The organism is Clostridium sp. CM027 (assembly GCF_024730565.1).
In the GTDB taxonomy this organism is placed as follows: domain Bacteria; phylum Bacillota; class Clostridia; order Clostridiales; family Clostridiaceae; genus Clostridium_AD; species Clostridium_AD estertheticum_B.
The window spans coordinates 1-18,995 of record NZ_CP077725.1; the positions used below are offsets into that span (position 1 = coordinate 1).

19 protein-coding genes are annotated in these 18,995 nt (G+C 31.0%); 16 read left to right on the forward strand and 3 right to left on the reverse strand.

Annotated elements, in window-relative coordinates:
- Positions 1–504 precede the first annotated feature (504 nt).
- Together argS and KTC92_RS00010 are read left to right on the forward strand one after the other, a co-directional pair.
- Positions 505–2,229, forward strand: coding sequence for an arginine--tRNA ligase (argS, locus tag KTC92_RS00005; protein WP_216301686.1), 1,725 nt, complete (start codon positions 505–507; stop codon positions 2,227–2,229).
- A gap of 173 nt (positions 2,230–2,402) precedes the next feature.
- Positions 2,403–3,122, forward strand: a complete 720-nt coding sequence (locus tag KTC92_RS00010) for a ribonuclease H-like domain-containing protein (protein ID WP_216301687.1) — start codon at positions 2,403–2,405, stop codon at positions 3,120–3,122.
- A gap of 63 nt (positions 3,123–3,185) precedes the next feature.
- Here the strand turns inward: KTC92_RS00010 and KTC92_RS00015 are convergent, their stop codons facing one another.
- The 3 genes from KTC92_RS00015 to KTC92_RS00025 are packed head-to-tail and all read right to left on the reverse strand — an operon-like array spanning position 3,186 to position 5,418.
- A complete protein-coding gene (locus tag KTC92_RS00015) occupies positions 3,186–3,341 on the reverse strand; it encodes a FeoB-associated Cys-rich membrane protein (RefSeq protein WP_220286014.1) in 156 nt (51 codons plus the stop codon).
- 55 nt (positions 3,342–3,396) lie between these two features.
- Positions 3,397–5,160 (reverse strand): ferrous iron transport protein B, encoded by a 1,764-nt coding sequence (feoB, locus tag KTC92_RS00020; RefSeq protein ID WP_216301688.1) that lies wholly within the window; start codon positions 5,158–5,160, stop codon positions 3,397–3,399.
- Positions 5,161–5,193: 33 nt separating this feature from the next.
- A complete protein-coding gene (locus tag KTC92_RS00025; protein WP_165414912.1) occupies positions 5,194–5,418 on the reverse strand; it encodes a ferrous iron transport protein A in 225 nt (74 codons plus the stop codon).
- A gap of 218 nt (positions 5,419–5,636) precedes the next feature.
- On the opposite strand from KTC92_RS00025, the gene KTC92_RS00030 reads away from it, so the two are divergent.
- The 14 genes from KTC92_RS00030 to KTC92_RS00095 all read left to right on the forward strand — a co-directional run bounded on the left by KTC92_RS00030 (position 5,637) and on the right by KTC92_RS00095 (position 18,974).
- Positions 5,637–6,314: a ribonuclease H-like domain-containing protein gene (locus tag KTC92_RS00030; protein WP_216301689.1), complete on the forward strand. Its 678-nt coding sequence runs from the start codon at positions 5,637–5,639 to the stop codon at positions 6,312–6,314.
- A gap of 117 nt (positions 6,315–6,431) precedes the next feature.
- Positions 6,432–8,132, forward strand: a complete 1,701-nt coding sequence (ade, locus tag KTC92_RS00035) for an adenine deaminase (RefSeq protein WP_220286013.1) — start codon at positions 6,432–6,434, stop codon at positions 8,130–8,132.
- Positions 8,133–8,526: 394 nt separating this feature from the next.
- The gene (locus KTC92_RS00040) at positions 8,527–10,227 is read left to right on the forward strand and encodes a GspE/PulE family protein (RefSeq protein WP_220286012.1); all 1,701 of its coding nucleotides are present in this window, start codon (positions 8,527–8,529) and stop codon (positions 10,225–10,227) included.
- Positions 10,228–10,258: 31 nt separating this feature from the next.
- On the forward strand, positions 10,259–11,464 hold the full coding sequence (locus KTC92_RS00045) for a type II secretion system F family protein (RefSeq protein ID WP_220286011.1): 1,206 nt from the start codon (positions 10,259–10,261) through the stop codon (positions 11,462–11,464).
- A gap of 77 nt (positions 11,465–11,541) precedes the next feature.
- On the forward strand, positions 11,542–11,937 hold the full coding sequence (locus tag KTC92_RS00050) for a type II secretion system protein (protein ID WP_220286010.1): 396 nt from the start codon (positions 11,542–11,544) through the stop codon (positions 11,935–11,937).
- Positions 11,938–12,031: 94 nt separating this feature from the next.
- Positions 12,032–13,060, forward strand: a complete 1,029-nt coding sequence (pilM, locus tag KTC92_RS00055; RefSeq protein WP_216301694.1) for a type IV pilus assembly protein PilM — start codon at positions 12,032–12,034, stop codon at positions 13,058–13,060.
- 3 nt (positions 13,061–13,063) lie between these two features.
- Positions 13,064–13,591, forward strand: coding sequence for a PilN domain-containing protein (locus tag KTC92_RS00060; RefSeq protein ID WP_220286009.1), 528 nt, complete (start codon positions 13,064–13,066; stop codon positions 13,589–13,591).
- A 28-nt stretch (positions 13,592–13,619) separates the two neighbouring features.
- The gene (locus KTC92_RS00065) at positions 13,620–14,306 is read left to right on the forward strand and encodes a hypothetical protein (RefSeq protein WP_220286008.1); all 687 of its coding nucleotides are present in this window, start codon (positions 13,620–13,622) and stop codon (positions 14,304–14,306) included.
- Between the two features lie 14 nt (positions 14,307–14,320).
- Entirely contained in the window at positions 14,321–15,670 is a 1,350-nt protein-coding gene (locus KTC92_RS00070) for a hypothetical protein (RefSeq protein WP_220286007.1), read from the forward strand.
- A gap of 28 nt (positions 15,671–15,698) precedes the next feature.
- A complete protein-coding gene (locus KTC92_RS00075; RefSeq protein WP_220286006.1) occupies positions 15,699–16,073 on the forward strand; it encodes a type II secretion system protein in 375 nt (124 codons plus the stop codon).
- A gap of 6 nt (positions 16,074–16,079) precedes the next feature.
- The gene (locus tag KTC92_RS00080) at positions 16,080–16,610 is read left to right on the forward strand and encodes a type II secretion system protein J (protein WP_220286005.1); all 531 of its coding nucleotides are present in this window, start codon (positions 16,080–16,082) and stop codon (positions 16,608–16,610) included.
- Positions 16,611–16,854: 244 nt separating this feature from the next.
- Positions 16,855–17,187, forward strand: a complete 333-nt coding sequence (locus KTC92_RS00085) for a DUF3267 domain-containing protein (protein WP_216301700.1) — start codon at positions 16,855–16,857, stop codon at positions 17,185–17,187.
- Positions 17,188–17,495: 308 nt separating this feature from the next.
- Complete coding sequence (locus tag KTC92_RS18575; RefSeq protein WP_290441233.1) at positions 17,496–17,888, forward strand: prepilin-type N-terminal cleavage/methylation domain-containing protein; 393 nt, start codon at positions 17,496–17,498, stop codon at positions 17,886–17,888.
- A 309-nt stretch (positions 17,889–18,197) separates the two neighbouring features.
- Positions 18,198–18,974 (forward strand): A24 family peptidase, encoded by a 777-nt coding sequence (locus KTC92_RS00095; RefSeq protein ID WP_216301701.1) that lies wholly within the window; start codon positions 18,198–18,200, stop codon positions 18,972–18,974.
- Positions 18,975–18,995: the final 21 nt, after the last annotated feature.

Consider the following 18,995-nt stretch of genomic DNA (forward strand, 5'->3'; position numbering starts at 1 on the left):
ATATGCAAAACAAATTGTAAAAAAATTGACAAATATGTACTGTAGTGATATAATTTAAGCTATTATTGAGTAATTATATAATTATATAATCATTAAATTCCATGAAAAGGACAGTACTTTCTTATTAATCTTAAAGCGAGCAAGGGTAGAGTGTAAGCCTTGTAAGGTATAGGAAGTTAAGTGGGCAACTATTTAACAAAATTAGTATTAAATTAATTTTAGGAAGAGAACCTTGGAGAAGCTGCCTGAACTAGTTAAAAGTATTTTTGACTCTTATAGGGTAAGCCGCGAGTAGCGTTAACACATTGAGTGGACTTTATAGTCAACTAGAGTGGTACAGCGGAAGTATAACCCGTCTCTTTATTTAGAGATGGGTTTTTGTTATATTACAATATATATGGATTTTGAAATTAGGATTACAATTAATAAGTGTATCAAGTGAAATGCAGCGCAGGAGGGATAACAATTGTTATCTACCGCAGAGCAATACAGGAGGGAATTTTTATGGATTATAAAAAAATAGTTGCAGAAAGAATTAAACAATTGGTGGAGCTCGATATAGAAACAATAGAGAAGTTAATTGAAATACCCCCAAGACCTGAAATGGGAGAGTTTGCTTTTCCGTGTTTTCAATTAGCAAAAACTATGAAAAAAGCGCCTAATATGATAGCTAATGACCTAAAAGGAAAAATTGAAAATGAGGGTTTTGAAAAAATAGAGTGCTTTGGTCCTTACTTAAATTTCTTTCTAGACAAAGGAGTATTTATTAAAAATACTATAGAAAAAATATTAGAAGAGGGAGAAAGCTATGGTTCATCTAAAATAGGTGAAGGTAAGAATATGATAGTAGAGTATTCATCACCTAATATAGCAAAGCCATTTCACGTAGGACATTTATTCACTACAGTTATAGGTAACTCTTTATATAAGATACTTTCTTTTGAAGGATATAATTGTACTGGAATTAATCATCTTGGGGATTGGGGAACACAATTTGGTAAGCTTATTTACGCCTATAAAAACTGGGTAGACGAAGATGCATTAGAAAAAGAGCCTATTAATGAATTATTAAGAATTTATGTGAAATTCCATGAAGAGGCTGATATTGACCCAACACTTAATGATGAAGCAAAAATGTATTTTAGGAAATTAGAAGACGGTTGCGTTGATGAAGTTAAGCTTTGGACTAAATTTAGAGACTTAAGCCTAGTAGAGTTTAAGAAACTTTACAAAACTTTAAATGTTGAATTTGATTCTTATGCTGGGGAAAGTTTTTACTGTGATAAAATGGATGACATAATAAAAGACATAGATTCAAAGGGCCTACTTGTAGACAGTAATGGAGCTAAAGTTGTAATGCTCGATGAATACAATATACCACCTTGCATAATTAAAAAATCAGACGGTGCTACAATTTATGCTACTCGTGATTTAGCTGCAGCAACTTACAGAAAGAAGACTTATGATTTTCATAAAAATATTTATGTAGTTGGAAAAGATCAAGCTCTTCATTTTAAACAAGTATTTACTACTTTAAAGCTTATGGGCAATGAGTGGGCAGATGATTGTGTGCATGTACCTTTTGGCACAGTAAGATTTGCAGATAAAAAATTATCTACAAGAAAAGGCGATGTTATTTTCTTAGATGAATTATTAGATCAAGCAGTGGTTAAAACTCTTGAAGTAATAAATGAAAAAAATCCAGAGCTTGAAAACAAAGAAGATGTAGCTAAAAAAGTAGGAATAGGTGCTATTGTATTCACTTATTTAAAAAATCATAGAGAAAGAGATATTGTCTTCAATTGGGAAGAAATGCTTAGCTTTGATGGGGAAACAGGTCCTTATGTGCAATATACTTATGCAAGAGCAAAAAGCATATTAAGAAAAGTTGGAGAAAATAGCAATAAACCTGAAACTAATGAAGTTAGAACTAATGTAGAACCTGATTATAATAAATTAAATTCTAAAGAAGAATTTGAACTTGTTAAGCAGTTAGAAGGTTTCCAAAGTGCAATTATGGCTGCTATTGATAAATTAGAACCATCTATGGTTACAAGATATGTTATTGAGGTAGCAAAGGCATTTAATAAATTTTATAATCAGCACAATATATCAAATTTAGAAGATGAATCGAATAAAAAAGCAAAAATTAAAATGGTAGAATCTACTTGCCAAGTAATCAAGAACGCGTTAAACCTTATAGGGATAGAAGTTGTAGACAGAATGTAGCATATACTCGGTATTCCTTTGGATTTGCGTTATTGCAATTATTTGCAATAACGCTGTTTTTAATGTATTATTAGATTATAGAAAAATGTAAAACTTGTTTAGAATTATTTAGCAAATAAAAAACACATTTGTTGTAATAGATACTTTTCTTTTTTTATAGATTAGGGGGAACTATGTTTATCAAAAAATACAAAATTAAGGTTATTTTGCCTAACGAAATTTTCACCAAATATAAGATGGACACTATTGCGTATTTAGATATTGAAGCTACAGGGTTCGATATGGAATATGATAAAATAGTATTGATATCTTTAGGGTATTACTTAAACAAAGATGAATTTGAAATCGTTCAATATTTTGCGGAGGCGCCAAGCGACGAGGAGAGTCTTTTGAAAGAACTTAAGAAAGCGATGGGTAATTTTAAAAGATGGTGTTCTTATAATGGAACAGCCTTTGATGAGCCCTTCATAATTAGAAAGATGTACAGATATAATCTTGGGTTTAGAATGCCAAGGGAACATATAGATTTATTTAGGATTATAAGACCTTTTCATAAAAAAATGGGAATTAAAAATTGCAGTTTAAAAAGTGTAGAGCAGTTCACTGGTATTAACAGAAAAGATGAAATAAATGGGGCTATGTGGGTTGAACTATATAATGAATACCTAGTAAAACATGATGAAAAGTCTAAGGAAATTCTTATGCTTCATAATTATGAGGATGTTGTGAATTTGCCTAAAATTTTCAATGTAGTTGATATTATTGAAAATGATTTGGATCTTAAGAGAAAAGAAAAATTAGCTAAAAAACAAATAGCTTTTTTGAAAAGTAATAGAACCACTAATGAACCACTAAAAATGGTGAGTACCAGGTTATCTATATTAGCAAAATAGTGCAGAGTTAAGATTAAAAAAAACAGTGGTATAGTACAAAAATGTACTATACCACTGCTTTTTTTATTGAATTTTATTGGGGGGCTTTAGCTCACAGCTATGGCTACAGCCTTTACAGCCATTTCCACAACCACAATCACCACTTGCTTGCTTTTTTATATTAGAATACAAGATATATCCAGCTACAACTATAATCACACCAACAATAATAAATTCCACGCTAGCATCACCTCTTTATATTTTATACTATATATTTTATGCTATAAATTTTTTATTATCCAATTATAACACTACCTACATTAAATATTATAAAAGAAACTATCCAAGCTAATAGCAATTGATATGTTAAAGAAAAAATTGCCATTTTATTTCCATATTCCTTTTTCATAGTTGCGATTACCGATACACAGGGAGTATATAATAATACGAAAACTAAGAAACTATAAGCCGATAGTGGCGTAAAATAATTAGCTAAAATATGTTTTAAATTACCTCCATATATAACACCCATTGTACCTACAACTACTTCCTTAGCCATAAGACCAGTTAAAAGTGCTACCGAATTTTGCCATGAAGCAAATCCAAGTGGTATAAATACTGGATTTATAAATTTTCCTATTGAAGCTAAAAAGCTAATGTTTATATCAACCATACCTGTAGTATTGAAATTTGATAAAAACCATATTATTACGGAAATTGAGAAAATTATAGTGCCGGCTTTCTTTAAGAAGCCTTTACCTTTTTGCCAAGTGTGTATTAATAAGCTTTTTGGTTCTGGTAATTTATATACAGGTAATTCTATAATAAAAGGTTCTTCATCCTTTTTGAATAAAGTATTTTTAAATAGTAGGCCAATTCCAAAGGCTAAACCAATACCTAGTAAGTATAATGAAAATACCATGAAGGTTTCTCTTCCAGGAAAAAATATTGATGCAAACAATGCATAAACTGGAAGCCTGGCATTGCAGGACATAAGAGGAACTAAAAGTGCTGTTAATTTTCTGTCTTTATCACTCTCTAGAGTTCTAGCAGACATTATAGCTGGAACAGAGCAACCGAAACCAACAATTAAAGGAATAAAAGCTTTACCTGATAAGCCCATTTTTCTCATTAACTTATCCATTATAAAAGCAGCTCTTGCCATGTATCCACTGTCTTCTAAAAATGAAATACCTAAGAATAATGTCAATATAACAGGTAAAAATACTATTACGGAACCAACTCCGCCTACGATACCATCAATTAGTAGAGAAGAAAACCAAGCGCTGTTACTCGCAAGTACAATACGTAAAAATGGAACGAAAAAATCATTAAGCAAACTATCTAGAAGATCAGCTAAAGGTTGTCCAACCCAGGTAAATGTAAACATAAAAATTAAAAATAAACTTCCGAAAAATAGCGGATAAGCAAGTATTCTATTAAGCACAATTTTATCTATTTTTTCTGTAATAGAAGCTTTATTATCAGTGTTTTTATTAGTAATTGATTTTAATAAACATTCAATGTAATCATAAGTTTCTTTTTCATCTTTAAATTTTAGACTGTTTGTAGAAGTGGTAATATAATCCTTTTTGAGGAGGCAATCGCGAACATCAGAAATACCTTTACCTTTTGAAGCTACTATAGGTATTATTTTTACCCCTAGTTTTTGTTCTAAAAGTTTTAAATTAATGTCTATTCCCTTAGATATTGCTACGTCTATCATGTTTAATACTAAAATTATCGGTTTGTTAAATTGTTTTAATTGAGTTGTAAGGTATAAATTTCTATCAAGGCTCGATGCATCAACAATATTTACAATTACATCTACGTTACTGCTTTGCAAAAATTCCTTGGAAACTTTTTCTTCGTTTGAATAAGTGTCCATGGCATAAATACCAGGCAAGTCAACAATTTTAATTTTATTAGCTATAAAGCCTTCTTTTTTTTCTACGGTCACTCCAGCCCAATTACCTACATATTGGTTAGAACCTGTAAGTGCATTAAATAGAGTTGTTTTGCCAACATTAGGATTACCTAGTAAAGCAGCAGTAATCATTCAAATCCTCCTTATTATATCTCGCTATAATAATTATGCAATTTTTATAGATATATTTTTAGCGTCATTTTTTCTAATGGCTAAATTGAAACCGCGTAAATTTATAATTATAGGATCCCCTAGAGGTGCGGTAGCTACTAATTTAACTTCAGTACCTTCTATGAAGCCTAATGCGAGTAATCTTTTAGCAAATTTATCATCCCCGCAAACGGAGTCAATGAGCGCTTTATCTCCTGGCTTTAAATCGTAAATACTTATAATAATCACTCCTTAATGAAAACAATTCTCAATTGTAATTTTAACATGTTTATCTATTAGTGTCAATATGAAGTAACAAGAAAAATCATTAAATTTTAAAAATGATTTTATAAAATAGTGGAAATGTGATAACATATAAATAGAGCAGAGGTTTAAATTAGACATGTGCAAATTTACGGTTTTGCTTTTTAGAAAACTTAGTAGAAAAGAGTGATATTGTGATTACAAAACTTAGTAGTATTAAGGTAGGGGAAATTTCAGTGGAAGGGGCCCTTACTATAGACGGAAATAAGCAACTCTTTAAAGATGCATTGTTTTTTGATTTAGAACATTACATTTATAAAAAGCCCATATGTATAGGAGTTTTTGGGTGCTGCTATTATGATGAAATTTCAAATGAGTTAAAGGTTACCCAATATATGGCGGAAAATAAAAAAGATGCTATAGAAATATTATCTTTAGCTAAAAATTATTTTGAAGAAATGAAGATGAAGTATAATAAAAAATTCATCGTTACATTTTCAGGGAATAATGATTTTACAGTTATAAACTATTTGTTAAAAGCTCATAAAATAGATTTTATACTAGAAGGGTATTTTGGCGAAGTAGATTTGCAGAAATGTTATGAAAAAGCTGAAGGAACATGTATTGGGCTTAAAGCTCTAGAAAAGATATTTGAGATTGATCGCGAAAGTGAGGTAATTAGTGGCTCTAATTTAGCTAAAACCTTTGGTAAAATAGTAAAAGATGCTGAGTATATAAATAGAATGCCTAAAGAAAAAAAAGAAAAAATATTATTATATAATCAACAAGATGTTGTTAGTTTATTTTATATATATGTTGATTGGTACAATAAAATACAGTTAAAAACTGAGGAAAGCATAGCACATCAATAGCTGTGTTTTTTTATTTGCTAAAAAATTTTAGATTAACTTAGTAATGAGGAATACTGTAAGCATTTCCATAATAATTTAATAGAAGGGTGTTTTAAAATTATTAGAGGAGGGAAGCATATGGAGCAGACTCGGAGAAACATTGATGCAGCGATGGGAAGGGTTAAAGCAGATTTAGTGCTAAAGAATGCGAATTTTATAAATGTGTTTACTGAAAATATAGATAGAGGGGATATTGCTATACTAGGCGATACTATTATAGGAATTGGTGAATACGATGGAACCGCTGAAATTGATTGCTCAGATTTATATGTTTCGCCGGGATTCATTGATTCGCATGTACACATAGAATCCTCCATGATTATGCCCAAGCAGTTTGCGGAGGTGATAATTAAAAAAGGTGTAACTACAATAATAGCAGATCCACATGAAATAGCTAATGTAGAAGGAATGAACGGTATTAACTTTATGATAAATAATAGTAAAAAAGCACCTATAGATGTTTTTTTTATGCTACCTTCTTGTGTTCCGGCAACAAACTTTGAGGATAGTGGATTCGTTCTTAATGCTAATAATTTTGATAAATTAATCAATAATAAGCTAGTTTTAGGTCTCGGTGAAGTAATGGATGTGACCGCAGTTACAAATAAGGATGAAAATATATTAAAAAAAATAGATATAGCAAAGCACAAACATATAGATGGTCACTGTCCTAATATATCGCCTAGGGAGTTAAATGCATACTTAAGCTGCGGTGTAAGAACAGATCATGAAAGCGAAAATGCCAAAGAAGCCTTACTAAAAGTTAGTAGGGGAATGTACGTAATGCTGCGAGAAGGATCAGCTGCAAGAAATTTAAAGGAAATTCTTCCCGCTGTTACCAAGAATAACTTCGGAAGATTTTTATTTTGCACGGATGATAGACATGTAGACGATTTACTAGAGAGTGGCTCCATAGATAACTGTATTAGAATTTCTATAAAGCAGGGAATTAATCCTATAAATGCGTTTATAATGGCCTCATTTAATGCAGCTAAATGTTATGGTTTGTTGGATAGAGGAGCTATAGCACCAGGATATAAAGCAGATTTAGTGCTATTTGAAGACTTAAAGGGCGTAAATATAATGAAAGTTATAAAAAATGGTAAAGAGTATAAAGAATTACCGGGCACAAAACATGTAGACTTAAAAATAAAATCGTCCATGCATATGGATTTTATAGATAGTGAAATTTTCAAAGTTAAAAGTAATGCTAAAGCTGTAAATGTGATAAAATTAATTCCGAATTCCTTGCGAACTAAATTGGTACAGAGGAAAACAGAAAGTGAACTTGGTTATATAAAGAGAGTGGCAGAAAGAGATGTTTTAAAAATAGCAGTAATTGAAAGACATCATAATACAGGTAAGCATTTTGTTGGATTTATAGAAGGATTAGGATTAAAACATTGCTCCATAGCACAAACTATAGTCCATGATTCTCACAACCTTATAGTCGTTGGAGATAATGATAAGGACATGGAGGTGGCAGTTAATACTCTTGTTTCGATTGGTGGAGGTATAGCTATGGTGTCTGAGGGGAAAGTTATTGCTCAGCTAAGCTTGCCAATTGCGGGGCTAATGACCTTTGAGTCCCCATATATGGTGTCAGAGCACCTAAATAGGCTTAGTAGAATTGCCAGAGGCTTTGGAGTACGAGAGGAATATGACCCTTTTGTAAGCTTATCTTTTATGGCACTTCCAGTAATACCTGAAGTTAAAATTACTACTAGAGGATTGTTTGACTATAATAAGCATGCATTTATAAAGCTTATTGTCGAATAATAGCGGAAATAAAAATCTTACAATAATAATTAATATTATTGTAAGATTTTTTTTAAACCCATTTCTAAATGATGAACATATTAATTAATAAAGTATATTTATGAAAAGGAGATATAGGGATATTTATTTATCCCACAAAATTAACGTTTTCTTTATAATTATGTTGAATATTCATAAAAAACTATGCATATAATTTGCAAAATAAGGGGTGCACTGATGGCGGGTATTGTGATTGGATTTAAAAAAAATAAAAAATCCGTAAATATTTTTGATATGAGTACATATACTGTCAGAGGGGTATTTAAATTTAGCGTACTAAATATTATATAATGTGTTATGAAGCTATTAATGAGAAATTTAATAACAGTGAAAACATGATTAGGAGTGGGGAAATATGAGTCTTCAAAATAAACAGAAATTAGGATATATACTTGTTCAAACCAAGAAAATAACTGAAGAACAGTTGAAATCAGTTTTGAAAAAACAAAGAATATCTGGGAAAAGACTTGGAGAACAACTTATAGAGGACAATATTTTAACGGAAGATGTAATAATAGATGTACTTGAAATACAACTAGGAATTATGAGAGTAGATTTAGAAAGAACTGTTGTAAATATGGAAGCAGTTAAATGTATATCTGAAAGTCTAGCTCTTAGATACAATTTGATTCCTATAGATATAGAAGACAATAAAATCAAAGTTGCTATGGCAGACCCATTAAATGTGTTTGCAATCGATGATGTGGGCATATCATCAGGTTACGAGGTAGAACCTTTAATTACAACTCAAACAGCCATTAAAAAGTCTATAGATAGATATTACTCGTCGCAATATGTTCAAAAGGCAGCAAATGAACTAGTAAAATCTCAAACTCAAAGTGATATAAAGGGACTTAGCGTGGAGGAATCTGATAGTCTTGAAAACATTAAGAATGCTCCTGCGGTAAGGCTTGTAGATTCTCTAGTTAAAAATGCAGTAAAAAGCAGGGCTAGTGACATTCACATAGAACCCTTTGATGAGTATGTTAGGGTTAGATATAGAATCGATGGTGAGCTTCATGAAGTATTGAAGTCTCCCAAGGAAACCTTAGCTGCATTGGTAACAAGAATAAAAATACTTGGTAACATGAATATAGCAGAGAAAAGACTTCCTCAAGATGGAAGAATACTAATGAATATAGAGAAAAAAGATTACGATCTTCGCGTATCTATTCTTCCTACGGTTTATGGAGAGAAAGTGGTTATTAGAGTGCTTGACAGAGAAAACTTTCTTAAATCTAAGAAGCAACTAGGATTAAGTAAAGATGACTTAGAAAAGGTAGAGGGTATAATTAAAAGCCCTTACGGTATTATTTTAGTAACGGGGCCTACAGGAAGTGGTAAGTCTACCACGTTATATAGTATTTTAAGTGATTTGAATAAGGAAAATACTAATATTATAACTGTAGAAGACCCAGTAGAATACTTAATAGATGATATAAATCAAGTTAATGTGAATATTAAGGCGGGACTAACCTTTGCGTCAGGCCTTAGATCTATTTTAAGACAAGATCCAGATATAATAATGATAGGTGAAATCAGAGATAGTGAAACAGCAGAAATAGCGATTAGGTCCGCTATTACAGGACATTTGGTTTTAAGCACTATTCATACCAACGATGCGGCCTCAGCAGTAGTAAGACTTTCGGACATGGGAATAGAACCATACCTAGTGGCAACTTCGGTAAGTGGAGTTATTTCACAAAGACTTGTGCGGAGGATATGTAAGCACTGTAAAACTTCTTTCGAAGCTAGTAGTTATGAAAAAACAATATTAGGATTAGAAGAGCAAGAGACGCTAAAGCTTTATAAAGGCGAGGGTTGTACCTACTGTAATAACAGTGGGTTTTCGGGCAGAACAGGTGTCTATGAGATTATGGAAATTACTAGAGAAATAAGGGAAAGCATTCTACTTAACAAAAGCATAGATCAAATTAAAGATATAAGCATTAGAAATGGAATGAAAACCCTTAAAAAGTCCTGTGAGGAGCTGGTTTATAGTGGTGAAACTACAATAGATGAATTAATAAAAATAGCTTTTTCAAAGGATAGTTAGCAGTCGTGCTAACTATAAAGGGGGTGTACGAGTGCCGGTTTTCGTATATGAGGCAAAAAACGTTCAAGGTGTTTCATTAAAAGGTAAAATGGAGGCCTCAAATGAAAGAGCTGTAAGTATGATGCTTAGAGAGAAAAGCTATTATCCTGTTAGAATAAAAGAATATAAGAAATCCTTAAATGTAGATTTAAGCTCTCTTAAAATGGTTAGTACAAAGGATATATCAATATTTTGCAGACAGTTTTCAGTTATAGTTTCTGCGGGAATCAGTATAGTTAAGGCTGTAGATATAGTTAAAGAACAGACAGAAAATCCAAAGCTTAAAAAAGTTTTATATGTTGTGAGCGAAGAGATACAAAAGGGCAAAACTTTTTCAATATCCCTTAGAGAACACAAAGATATTCCAGATATGCTAGTAAATATGGTTGAGGTTGGAGAAACTAGCGGGAATTTGGACACAATTTTGGGAACATTAGCTAAGTATTATGAGAATGAGCATAAACTACAGCAAAAAATAAAGCAGGCCATAACATATCCAAAGGTTATTGTTATTTTTTCATTTATTGTTGTAACTGGGATTGTAATCTTTGTGGTGCCTACATTTACAAATATGATTATAGACGCAGGAGGAAAAATTCCACTTCCTACTAAAATTGTTATGGGCATCAGTAATTTTTTTAGAGAAAATATAATAGCTGTAACTTTAATTATGTTATTTACTTTTCTATTGTTTAAAATTTTGGGCAATAAGGGTAAGAGAAAATTGAGAAATGATAGATATACTATGAAAATGCCTATATTTGGGAAGCTATATTTGAAGATTGTAACAGCTAGATTTGCTAGAACATTTGGAATACTTTTATCTAGTGGAGTACCAATGATTGAAAGTTTAGAAACCTGCGCGAAGGTCCTTAATAGTAGAACAATTAGTGATATACTTTTTTCTATTAAAGAAGAAGTTAAAAAAGGGATAGGTCTTGGTGATGCTTTGTCAACTAGGGAAATCTTTCCACTGATGCTTACTCAAATGATTAAAATAGGTGAAGAATCTGGTAATATGGATGAGGTCTTAAAGAAAACGGCTGATTTTTATGATGATGAGGTAGCGAGCGCTACAGCACAAATGACTGCTTTAATAGAACCCCTTATAATAATAGGATTAGCAATGGTAGTCGGATTTATAGTGGTATCAATAATACTACCTATCTTTGGCATGTATGATGCAGTAGGGGTCTAAAGGGTCTAAATTTGATAATTATCAAAGCTAATACTTTGATGAATATAAATATTATATGAAAAGGGAGGAATTATAAAATGATTGAAACGATTATTAAAAAGAAGAAAAAAGGATTTACACTTATCGAGCTTATTGCAGTTATAGCAATACTTGCTATACTAGGTGCTATTTTGGTGCCAAAAATTACAGGCTATTCCGACAGTGCTAAGAAAGCTAAGGCTATATCGGATGCTAAAATTATAGTGAATGCAGCAGCAGCCTACAATGCTGATCATGAAACTGCACAAATTGCAGATACAGGTACTTTTAAACTTGGATTAGATGCAATTATAGGAACTGGAACTGGAAAAGTTATAGAGGTAAAACCTAGTGAATTTTCTGAGGTCACAACATTAGCACAATTAAAGGTGATTGCAGCTGCTGGCAAAGATCATATAATTCTTGATAGTAATGGAATGGTAACATCTAACTAATAATTTAAGGTTTTTAGCTTAATCAAGGTGATTCAATGCTTTGGTTAAGCTTATTATTGAATGAAATTTTATTACTAAACATGAGGTGAATTAAGTGTTTGAAAAGGATAGAATTGCTCTAGACTTAGGTTCTACCAGTATGAAAATAATGATAGGTAATAAAAAACAAGTTAAGTTATTTGAAACTATAAAAACCTCAGAGGGTAGCATTAAAGATGATAAAATAGTGAATCTTGAAGAAATCAAGGATTCACTTGGAGTGTTTTTAAAGAAGAACAACATTAGAACAAAGGAGATTGCCTTTACTATCCATGGACAAGAGGTTATATCAAGACATACAGAAATGCCAATAATGGATGATAGAGGAATAAAAACTTCACTTGAATGGGAAATGAATCAGTATCTCCCAAGAGATATAAGCGAATACACTATCGATTATGAAATTATAGAGAAAATAGATACCTCAGAAAAAAAAGCATTAAGACTTTTAGTTTCGGCTGTACCTAAAGAAAAAATCAACCAATTAGTTAAAATTTCTCAAATGTTAAATTTAGAGATTGTAGCAATAGATATTTCTTCTAACTGTGCACGAAGAGTGTTTAAAGATGCTTCAAAAAAGAGTACTTCATCAGAGAATATTGGAGTTATAGATATTGGTAGTAACAATACCAATATAATAATATTAGATAAAGGAAAACTTTTTATTGAAAGAGAAATTCCATTTGGTGTAAATAATATACTCAAGGAAATTATTAAAAAAGAAAACATTGAGCACATTAGTGCATTTGAATATTTAGAAAAAAATATTAATTTTATAGAAAATAAAGATGATAATGAACTTGAAGGCAGAATAAAAGCACTTTTTAATAATGTTTTATTATCTTTAGAAAAAATAGTCACTTTCTTTACAATAGGTAAAACTAAGGGTAATTTGGATAGTATATATTTAATTGGCGGAGGTTGTGTAATTAATGGTTTAAGTGAATACGTTAGTAATTATTTTAACTGCTCTGTATATATTTTAGATGATGCTAAGAGTATTGGAGTGAAGACAATAATTCCTACTGAATGCAATATAAAACATTTTATTGGCACCCTAGGCCTTTTACTTAGAAAGGAGTAACTCATGTCTGAATTAAATTTAATACCCTACGAACTAAAGGTTAAAAGAGAGAGGAAATTAAAAGCCAAGAACTATATTTCCATGGGAATTATAGTTCTTGCAATACTCTTTACAATTGTATATGTCCCGAAGCTTTATTTGAATAAGCTTATTTCAGATGAATCGGATTTTAAAACTGAAATTGCTGACAATTACGAAGTCGTTCAAGAAAACAAAAAGATTTTGTCAGATATTAAAAACTATAACTTATATAATAATGAAGTAGATTTATTAATAAAGCAAAAGGTAAGTGTCACAAACAAAATTAAAAATCTTGAAAAATATATTCCGGTTGATGTATCACTTACAGATATTAATTATTCAAAGGGAACAATAATGATAGGTGGAGCTTCAACAAATTATGCTTCAATTAGCACTTTTGCTGCAAATCTTCAAATGTCAGTTGAGTATCCAATAGCTAAAATTGGTAACATAAATAACTCTGATATTAAGACAAAAGGGTATACATTTACTATAGAGATAAGTGAATAGAAATATTTAGAATTTTGAGGTGATTTTATTGAGCAGTTTTAGTAAGAGAGAGAAACTTCTGGTTATAGTAGGAACCATTTTAGTAATCTTGTATCCATATTACAATCTTTTTCTAAAACCAATAAGTCAAAAAATAAAGATTGTAAATCAAAGCATAAGCGATAAAAAGATAGAATGTGATTCGATTGAAAAATTTAATGGTTCAAATATAAGTAATACTGAAAAGCTAGAAGATATTAAAAATATATATAATGAATCAGTAAAGGTGCTTCCTGAAAATGAAAGAAATCCTGAGATATCTTATAGCATAAATACTTTTGCCGCTAAGAATAAAATTAAACTAATTTCTGTTGCCTTTGGGCAAAGTGTAAATTATTCTTCCAAAAATAGTGTGAATAATTCTGCAAACATCACTGCAAATGCCAATGAAGTAGATAGTTCTATTGACAGTACAAATCATAAATTAATGTTTGTGCCAGTAACAGTTATAATTAACGGTGATTATTCATCTGTTTTAAGTTTCATTAGTGACATAGAAGGGGATAGTAGATTGGCTGAGATAGTTGATATAAGTATGTCTTCAACACAGGGAGAAAGCAAGGGGACACAAGCAACTATTGTTTTGAACTACTATTCTACTGAAGGTACTATTAAAAACAAACCAAGCTATGATTTTAAGGATGATAATGTTGGGAAAAGTAATTTGTTTAATTAAGGGGCTTGATATTAGTGTCTAGGAGCAGAAATATAAAGTTACAAAGGCATAAGGGATCTTCTTTATTACTGGTAATTGCTATAGTTGGTGTTTTACTTATCTTGTGTTCGGCTTTAGGAACTAGTGTAGTTTGGGAAGCTAACAATGCAAGAAATCAAGAAAAAAAGACACAAGCATATTATATAGCAAGAGCGGGGGCGGAAGCCGCGGCTAAATATATAGAATCTATGAACAGTAAGGATGTGAGTACATTGGTATCTCAACTTCCACTCCATTCTGATAATACTATTTTTGGTAATGGTAATTTCAACATAACAATACCGGCTATAACAAATGGAAAATTACTAATTAAATCAACAGGTAAAGTTAATAATGGTAAAGACTCCGGTGGAAGTCCAAAATATATTACAGATACAGTTACAGTTGTTCTTAAAAATACTATATCACCTACAATCATTACTACAGCTATTTTTGCTAATAGTAGTATTATTCTTAATGGCGGTAGTGTGGATGGAGATATTGGGACCAACTCTATAGCTGCTAATTCAATTAAGTATTATAAGGATGTAATTACGAGCGGTCATAAAATTATAATTCCTAATACTGGGAACAATGGTGAATTAGAAGGTGCAGTAGTTAAAAAGCAAGGAAATTGGATTAAACTTGTACCCGTAGAGAATTCACCTAACACTGTTGTTGGAAATTACCCAACGCCAGTTATGCCAAGATTCCCAAATGGTCTTGCAAATATGGGTAATATTACGATTAATGGTGCTAGTAGCGTAAATATTAGCACTGATGGATGTTATGAAAAAATTGAAATATTAGATGACACTACTCTAACTATTAATACAAGTACAGGGGATAGAAATATAAGAATAAAAAATTTAAACATGAAACAAGGTAAAATTGTAATTACTGGAGGTAATAAAGTTAATCTATATGTGGACTATTGTACTAACCTAAAAGGATATGTTAACAGCGATGGAAAATCAAATGGAGATAAAAACAAATTACAATTTTATTGTAACAATACTACTCCATTTACTATGGATGCTGAAACTCATATTTATGGTTCTGTTACATGGGGCACAGGGGAGATTATATTAACTGGATCAGGTGCGATTATAGGAAATTTGACCTCCATAGGAACATCCATTCTTTTTGATGGTGGAAGCTTTTTAGGTTCACAAATTTTATATGCACCTAATGCAGATATTACTTTAAATAGTGGAAAGATTACAGGCGCTGTTATTGGAAATACAGTTACCGTCACTAATAGCGGATTTGTAATAAAGTTACCTAGCGACCTGCCACCTTTATCTGTTAATTCAGATAGATACAAAATCTCCTATTGGAAATAAAAAAAAATTATTTTTAGGAAGTGAGTTTATGAAAACTGTTTCAAAACAAAGCGGGGTTACATTAGTAGAAGAAATCGCTTCGCTTGCAATAATTTCAATAGTATTAGTTGCATTTTTACCAGTTATTACAGGTAGCTTAAAAAACATTCATGTTAATGGTAATAGGACTATAAATGTTTCTTCTGCTGAAAATATAATTGGGAATGCAATAAAAGGTAATTCGACTACAGGTGTAGTTCAAACAAGCAAGATGATTCCAATGACGTTGAAAAATTCTGAGGGCATAATGATACTAACACCTGGAAGCATTAAAGGTACGGTGTTTACTTTTGATAAAAGTGGCGACAACCAAACAACGCTATCTACCTTTGTTCCGTTGGATGAAGTGCTTAGAGGAGAGTAATATTAAATGAATCAAAATAAGGGCTTTCATAAAAAGGGATTTACACTATTGGAATTGGTTGTAACAATTCCAATAATGATAATGGCTATAGCTTTAATTTTTTCTATTGGAGATTTTGGAAATAGATATTTCAAAAAAATTAATATACAAATGAATAATCAACAAGTTGTTAGACTAGTTGGAGATTATATTAAAAAAGATATTAGAAGTGCTAAAATAATAAATAGTGACAAAACAATTGTTAAAGAACAAAATGTGAATGTTAATTATTATGTATTAGCATACACAGGTAATCACTTAGTAAAGCAAGTAAGGAAAAATAGTGATGAAACTTTAGTTAGTGAAATAACCATAGGTGATATGCTAACAGATTTATCTTTTTTGACTGCTACGGATAAGGGGATGCTAAAGTATAAAGTAACAAATAATGCTAACGGACAAAATTATAGTGTAACATATGAAGTTGTACTTGATAACATAAGTACGGTTGTGTTACCTAGTGCCAGTACACCAACTATATATTATGCAAATAATTAAAGTAATAAATAATAAAAATAGTTTAACATTTTAAAGACATGTCAACACTTTCAAAAGAGGTGATGGCATGTCTTTTAAAATTACGTGGAAAACGCATGTAATATGCATTTTAATAACATTTATAACCGTAAAGCTCCTGGGGAGTAGCGCAAATAACATACTAGATAATTTCTTTCTAAAACCTTTTATTTTTTACCCAACGTCAAACTTAATCATTAATTTTTACATATATGTGTTGCTTCTTATGATTCCTATATCAATTGTCCATGAGAGTATACATGGATTAGCATTTTTAGCTTTTGGTGGTAAAGTTAGGTATGGATTCAAAGGCATTTATGCATATACCCAGGAAATATCTGAGCTACCTATAGATCGCACTAAATTTCTAATCATCCTTATGGCACCTTTAACAGTACTGTCCATTATAACATTATTGCTACCTATTTGGCTGGGAGGTATAATATTCCTGATTAATTTACTAGGAGCTTCAGGGGACTTGTATATGTCTTTTAAGCTAATAAGGTATGACTTTAATAGTAAAATAGTTGATAAAAAATATGGATTTGATGTAGTGTAGGAAAGCCATGGGTTGAAATAGCAGTCCATAGCGTTCCTATTTTTTTAATAGCATCTAGATTTCTTTTACTTAACTAATGTGAGCAGAAACTGATGCATGCAAATATGTATATAAATAATAAATAAGGATAACATTGTAAATATAACCATGGTAGTCAGTTTATAGTTCTTCTATAAATTGGCTACTTATTTATGGAAGAAATACAGAGTCCTATAAAACGGGTCTCACATGTAAAACTCAACTCAATTAAAAGTTATTAGCTCTCAAAAGGAGTTAAAATAAAAAGATAACAAAAGGGGAAACAAAGAATGATGAAAAATGTTAAAAAGAAAAAAGGATTTACCCTAATTGAACTAATAATTGTAATTTCAATTATTGGGATTTTAGCGGCGATTGCGGTGCCTAAGTTTAGTGGGGTACAAAAGGATGCTAAAGCAAAAGTTGATGTAGCTAGCGCAAAGGTTATTGGTGATGCCACAAATACTCTTATTGCTAAGGATGGCATAACAAAAGCAACTTACTTTAAACCAAGTCATTTAGGCAAAGAAATAACGGATTATCTTCAAGTAGAGCCTGATGTTAAGGCAGTTACTGATGGTGAGTTTTTTGTTGAAATCGATGGTAATGACAATGTTTTTGTTACAGTTGGCGGCGCCCAGTTGTATCCTAAACAAAAGGGAGTTTATCCTCCCGCAAAATAATAAGCATATCTGTAGTCTTATTTATTTGTCCAAAGTTTTAATGACTTTGGACTTTGAATTATTAGACATTCACAAGATTACGTTGCATTAATATTTGAAAAAACTTTATATTAAAGTAATCCTCCTAAAACATCTCATTTTGTGGATTTAATTATCATTAATTTATATTTTGAATGTTATTATTTGCTTATATATGTTAAAGTAATAATGAAAATAAATACAATAGAGTTAAAAACTTATATTAAAATAGATTAATATAAATGCTTCTTTGTATTTAAATATAAAAGCAAATTCAAGGAGGTTCTACCTATGGAAAGTATTTTCGGAATAATTATTTTTATCTTAGGATTATTAATAGGAAGTTTTTTAAATGTATGTATATATAGAATTCCAAAAGGAGAAAATATAGCATACCCAGCATCGCACTGTACTTCTTGTGGCAGTGATATTAAACCTTATGATCTTATACCAGTATTCAGTTGGATTTTTTTAAGGGGCAAATGTAGAAATTGCGGAGAGAGGATATCTAGCAGATATGCACTGGTAGAAATTACAACAGCTATATTTTTTTTATTAACTTATTTTCAATATGGAGCCAGTATTTATCTAGCACGGTATTTAATACTTATACCTTTTTTAATAGTTATAGCTATGATAGATTATGATACTATGGAAGTATATACCACTACAACATGGTTGGCTGTTGCTATGGGTATTGTTTTACTAGGAGTGAATATCTACATGGGACAATCAATAGTTACCTACATTTATGGAGGGATACTCGGAGCAGGTACAATTACCTTTATTATATTATTGTCAAAACTTATTCTTGGGACAGAGGGTATGGGTTGGGGAGATGCAGAGATTTGCGGGCTTTGTGGTTTGTTTTTAGGGTTTAAACTAACCATTGCGATGATGTTCTTTTCTTTTATAATTGGGGGAATCATTGGTGTTTATTTAATGAGATTCAAGAAAAAGAATGGTAGAGCAGAAATGCCATTTGGTCCATCTATTATAATAGCCGCTTTTTTAATGATAATTTGGGGTGATAAAATTTTAAACTGGTACTTGAATTTAATTTTATAATTAACTGTAAAATTTCAAATA

Excerpts from the sequence above, each read along its gene's own strand:
- KTC92_RS00040 (WP_220286012.1), top strand. The coding sequence starts at position 8,527 with ATGAGTCTTCAAAATAAACAGAAATTAGGATATATACTTGTTCAAACC.
- KTC92_RS00085 (WP_216301700.1), top strand. The coding sequence starts at position 16,855 with ATGATTCCTATATCAATTGTCCATGAGAGTATACATGGATTAGCATTT.
- ade (WP_220286013.1), top strand. The coding sequence starts at position 6,432 with ATGGAGCAGACTCGGAGAAACATTGATGCAGCGATGGGAAGGGTTAAA.
- KTC92_RS00010 (WP_216301687.1), top strand. The coding sequence starts at position 2,403 with ATGTTTATCAAAAAATACAAAATTAAGGTTATTTTGCCTAACGAAATT.
- KTC92_RS00080 (WP_220286005.1), top strand. The coding sequence starts at position 16,080 with ATGAATCAAAATAAGGGCTTTCATAAAAAGGGATTTACACTATTGGAA.
- KTC92_RS00095 (WP_216301701.1), top strand. The coding sequence starts at position 18,198 with ATGGAAAGTATTTTCGGAATAATTATTTTTATCTTAGGATTATTAATA.
- feoB (WP_216301688.1), bottom strand. The coding sequence starts at position 5,160 with ATGATTACTGCTGCTTTACTAGGTAATCCTAATGTTGGCAAAACAACT.
- argS (WP_216301686.1), top strand. The coding sequence starts at position 505 with ATGGATTATAAAAAAATAGTTGCAGAAAGAATTAAACAATTGGTGGAG.
- KTC92_RS00075 (WP_220286006.1), top strand. The coding sequence starts at position 15,699 with ATGAAAACTGTTTCAAAACAAAGCGGGGTTACATTAGTAGAAGAAATC.
- KTC92_RS18575 (WP_290441233.1), top strand. The coding sequence starts at position 17,496 with ATGATGAAAAATGTTAAAAAGAAAAAAGGATTTACCCTAATTGAACTA.
- KTC92_RS00060 (WP_220286009.1), top strand. The coding sequence starts at position 13,064 with ATGTCTGAATTAAATTTAATACCCTACGAACTAAAGGTTAAAAGAGAG.
- KTC92_RS00050 (WP_220286010.1), top strand. The coding sequence starts at position 11,542 with ATGATTGAAACGATTATTAAAAAGAAGAAAAAAGGATTTACACTTATC.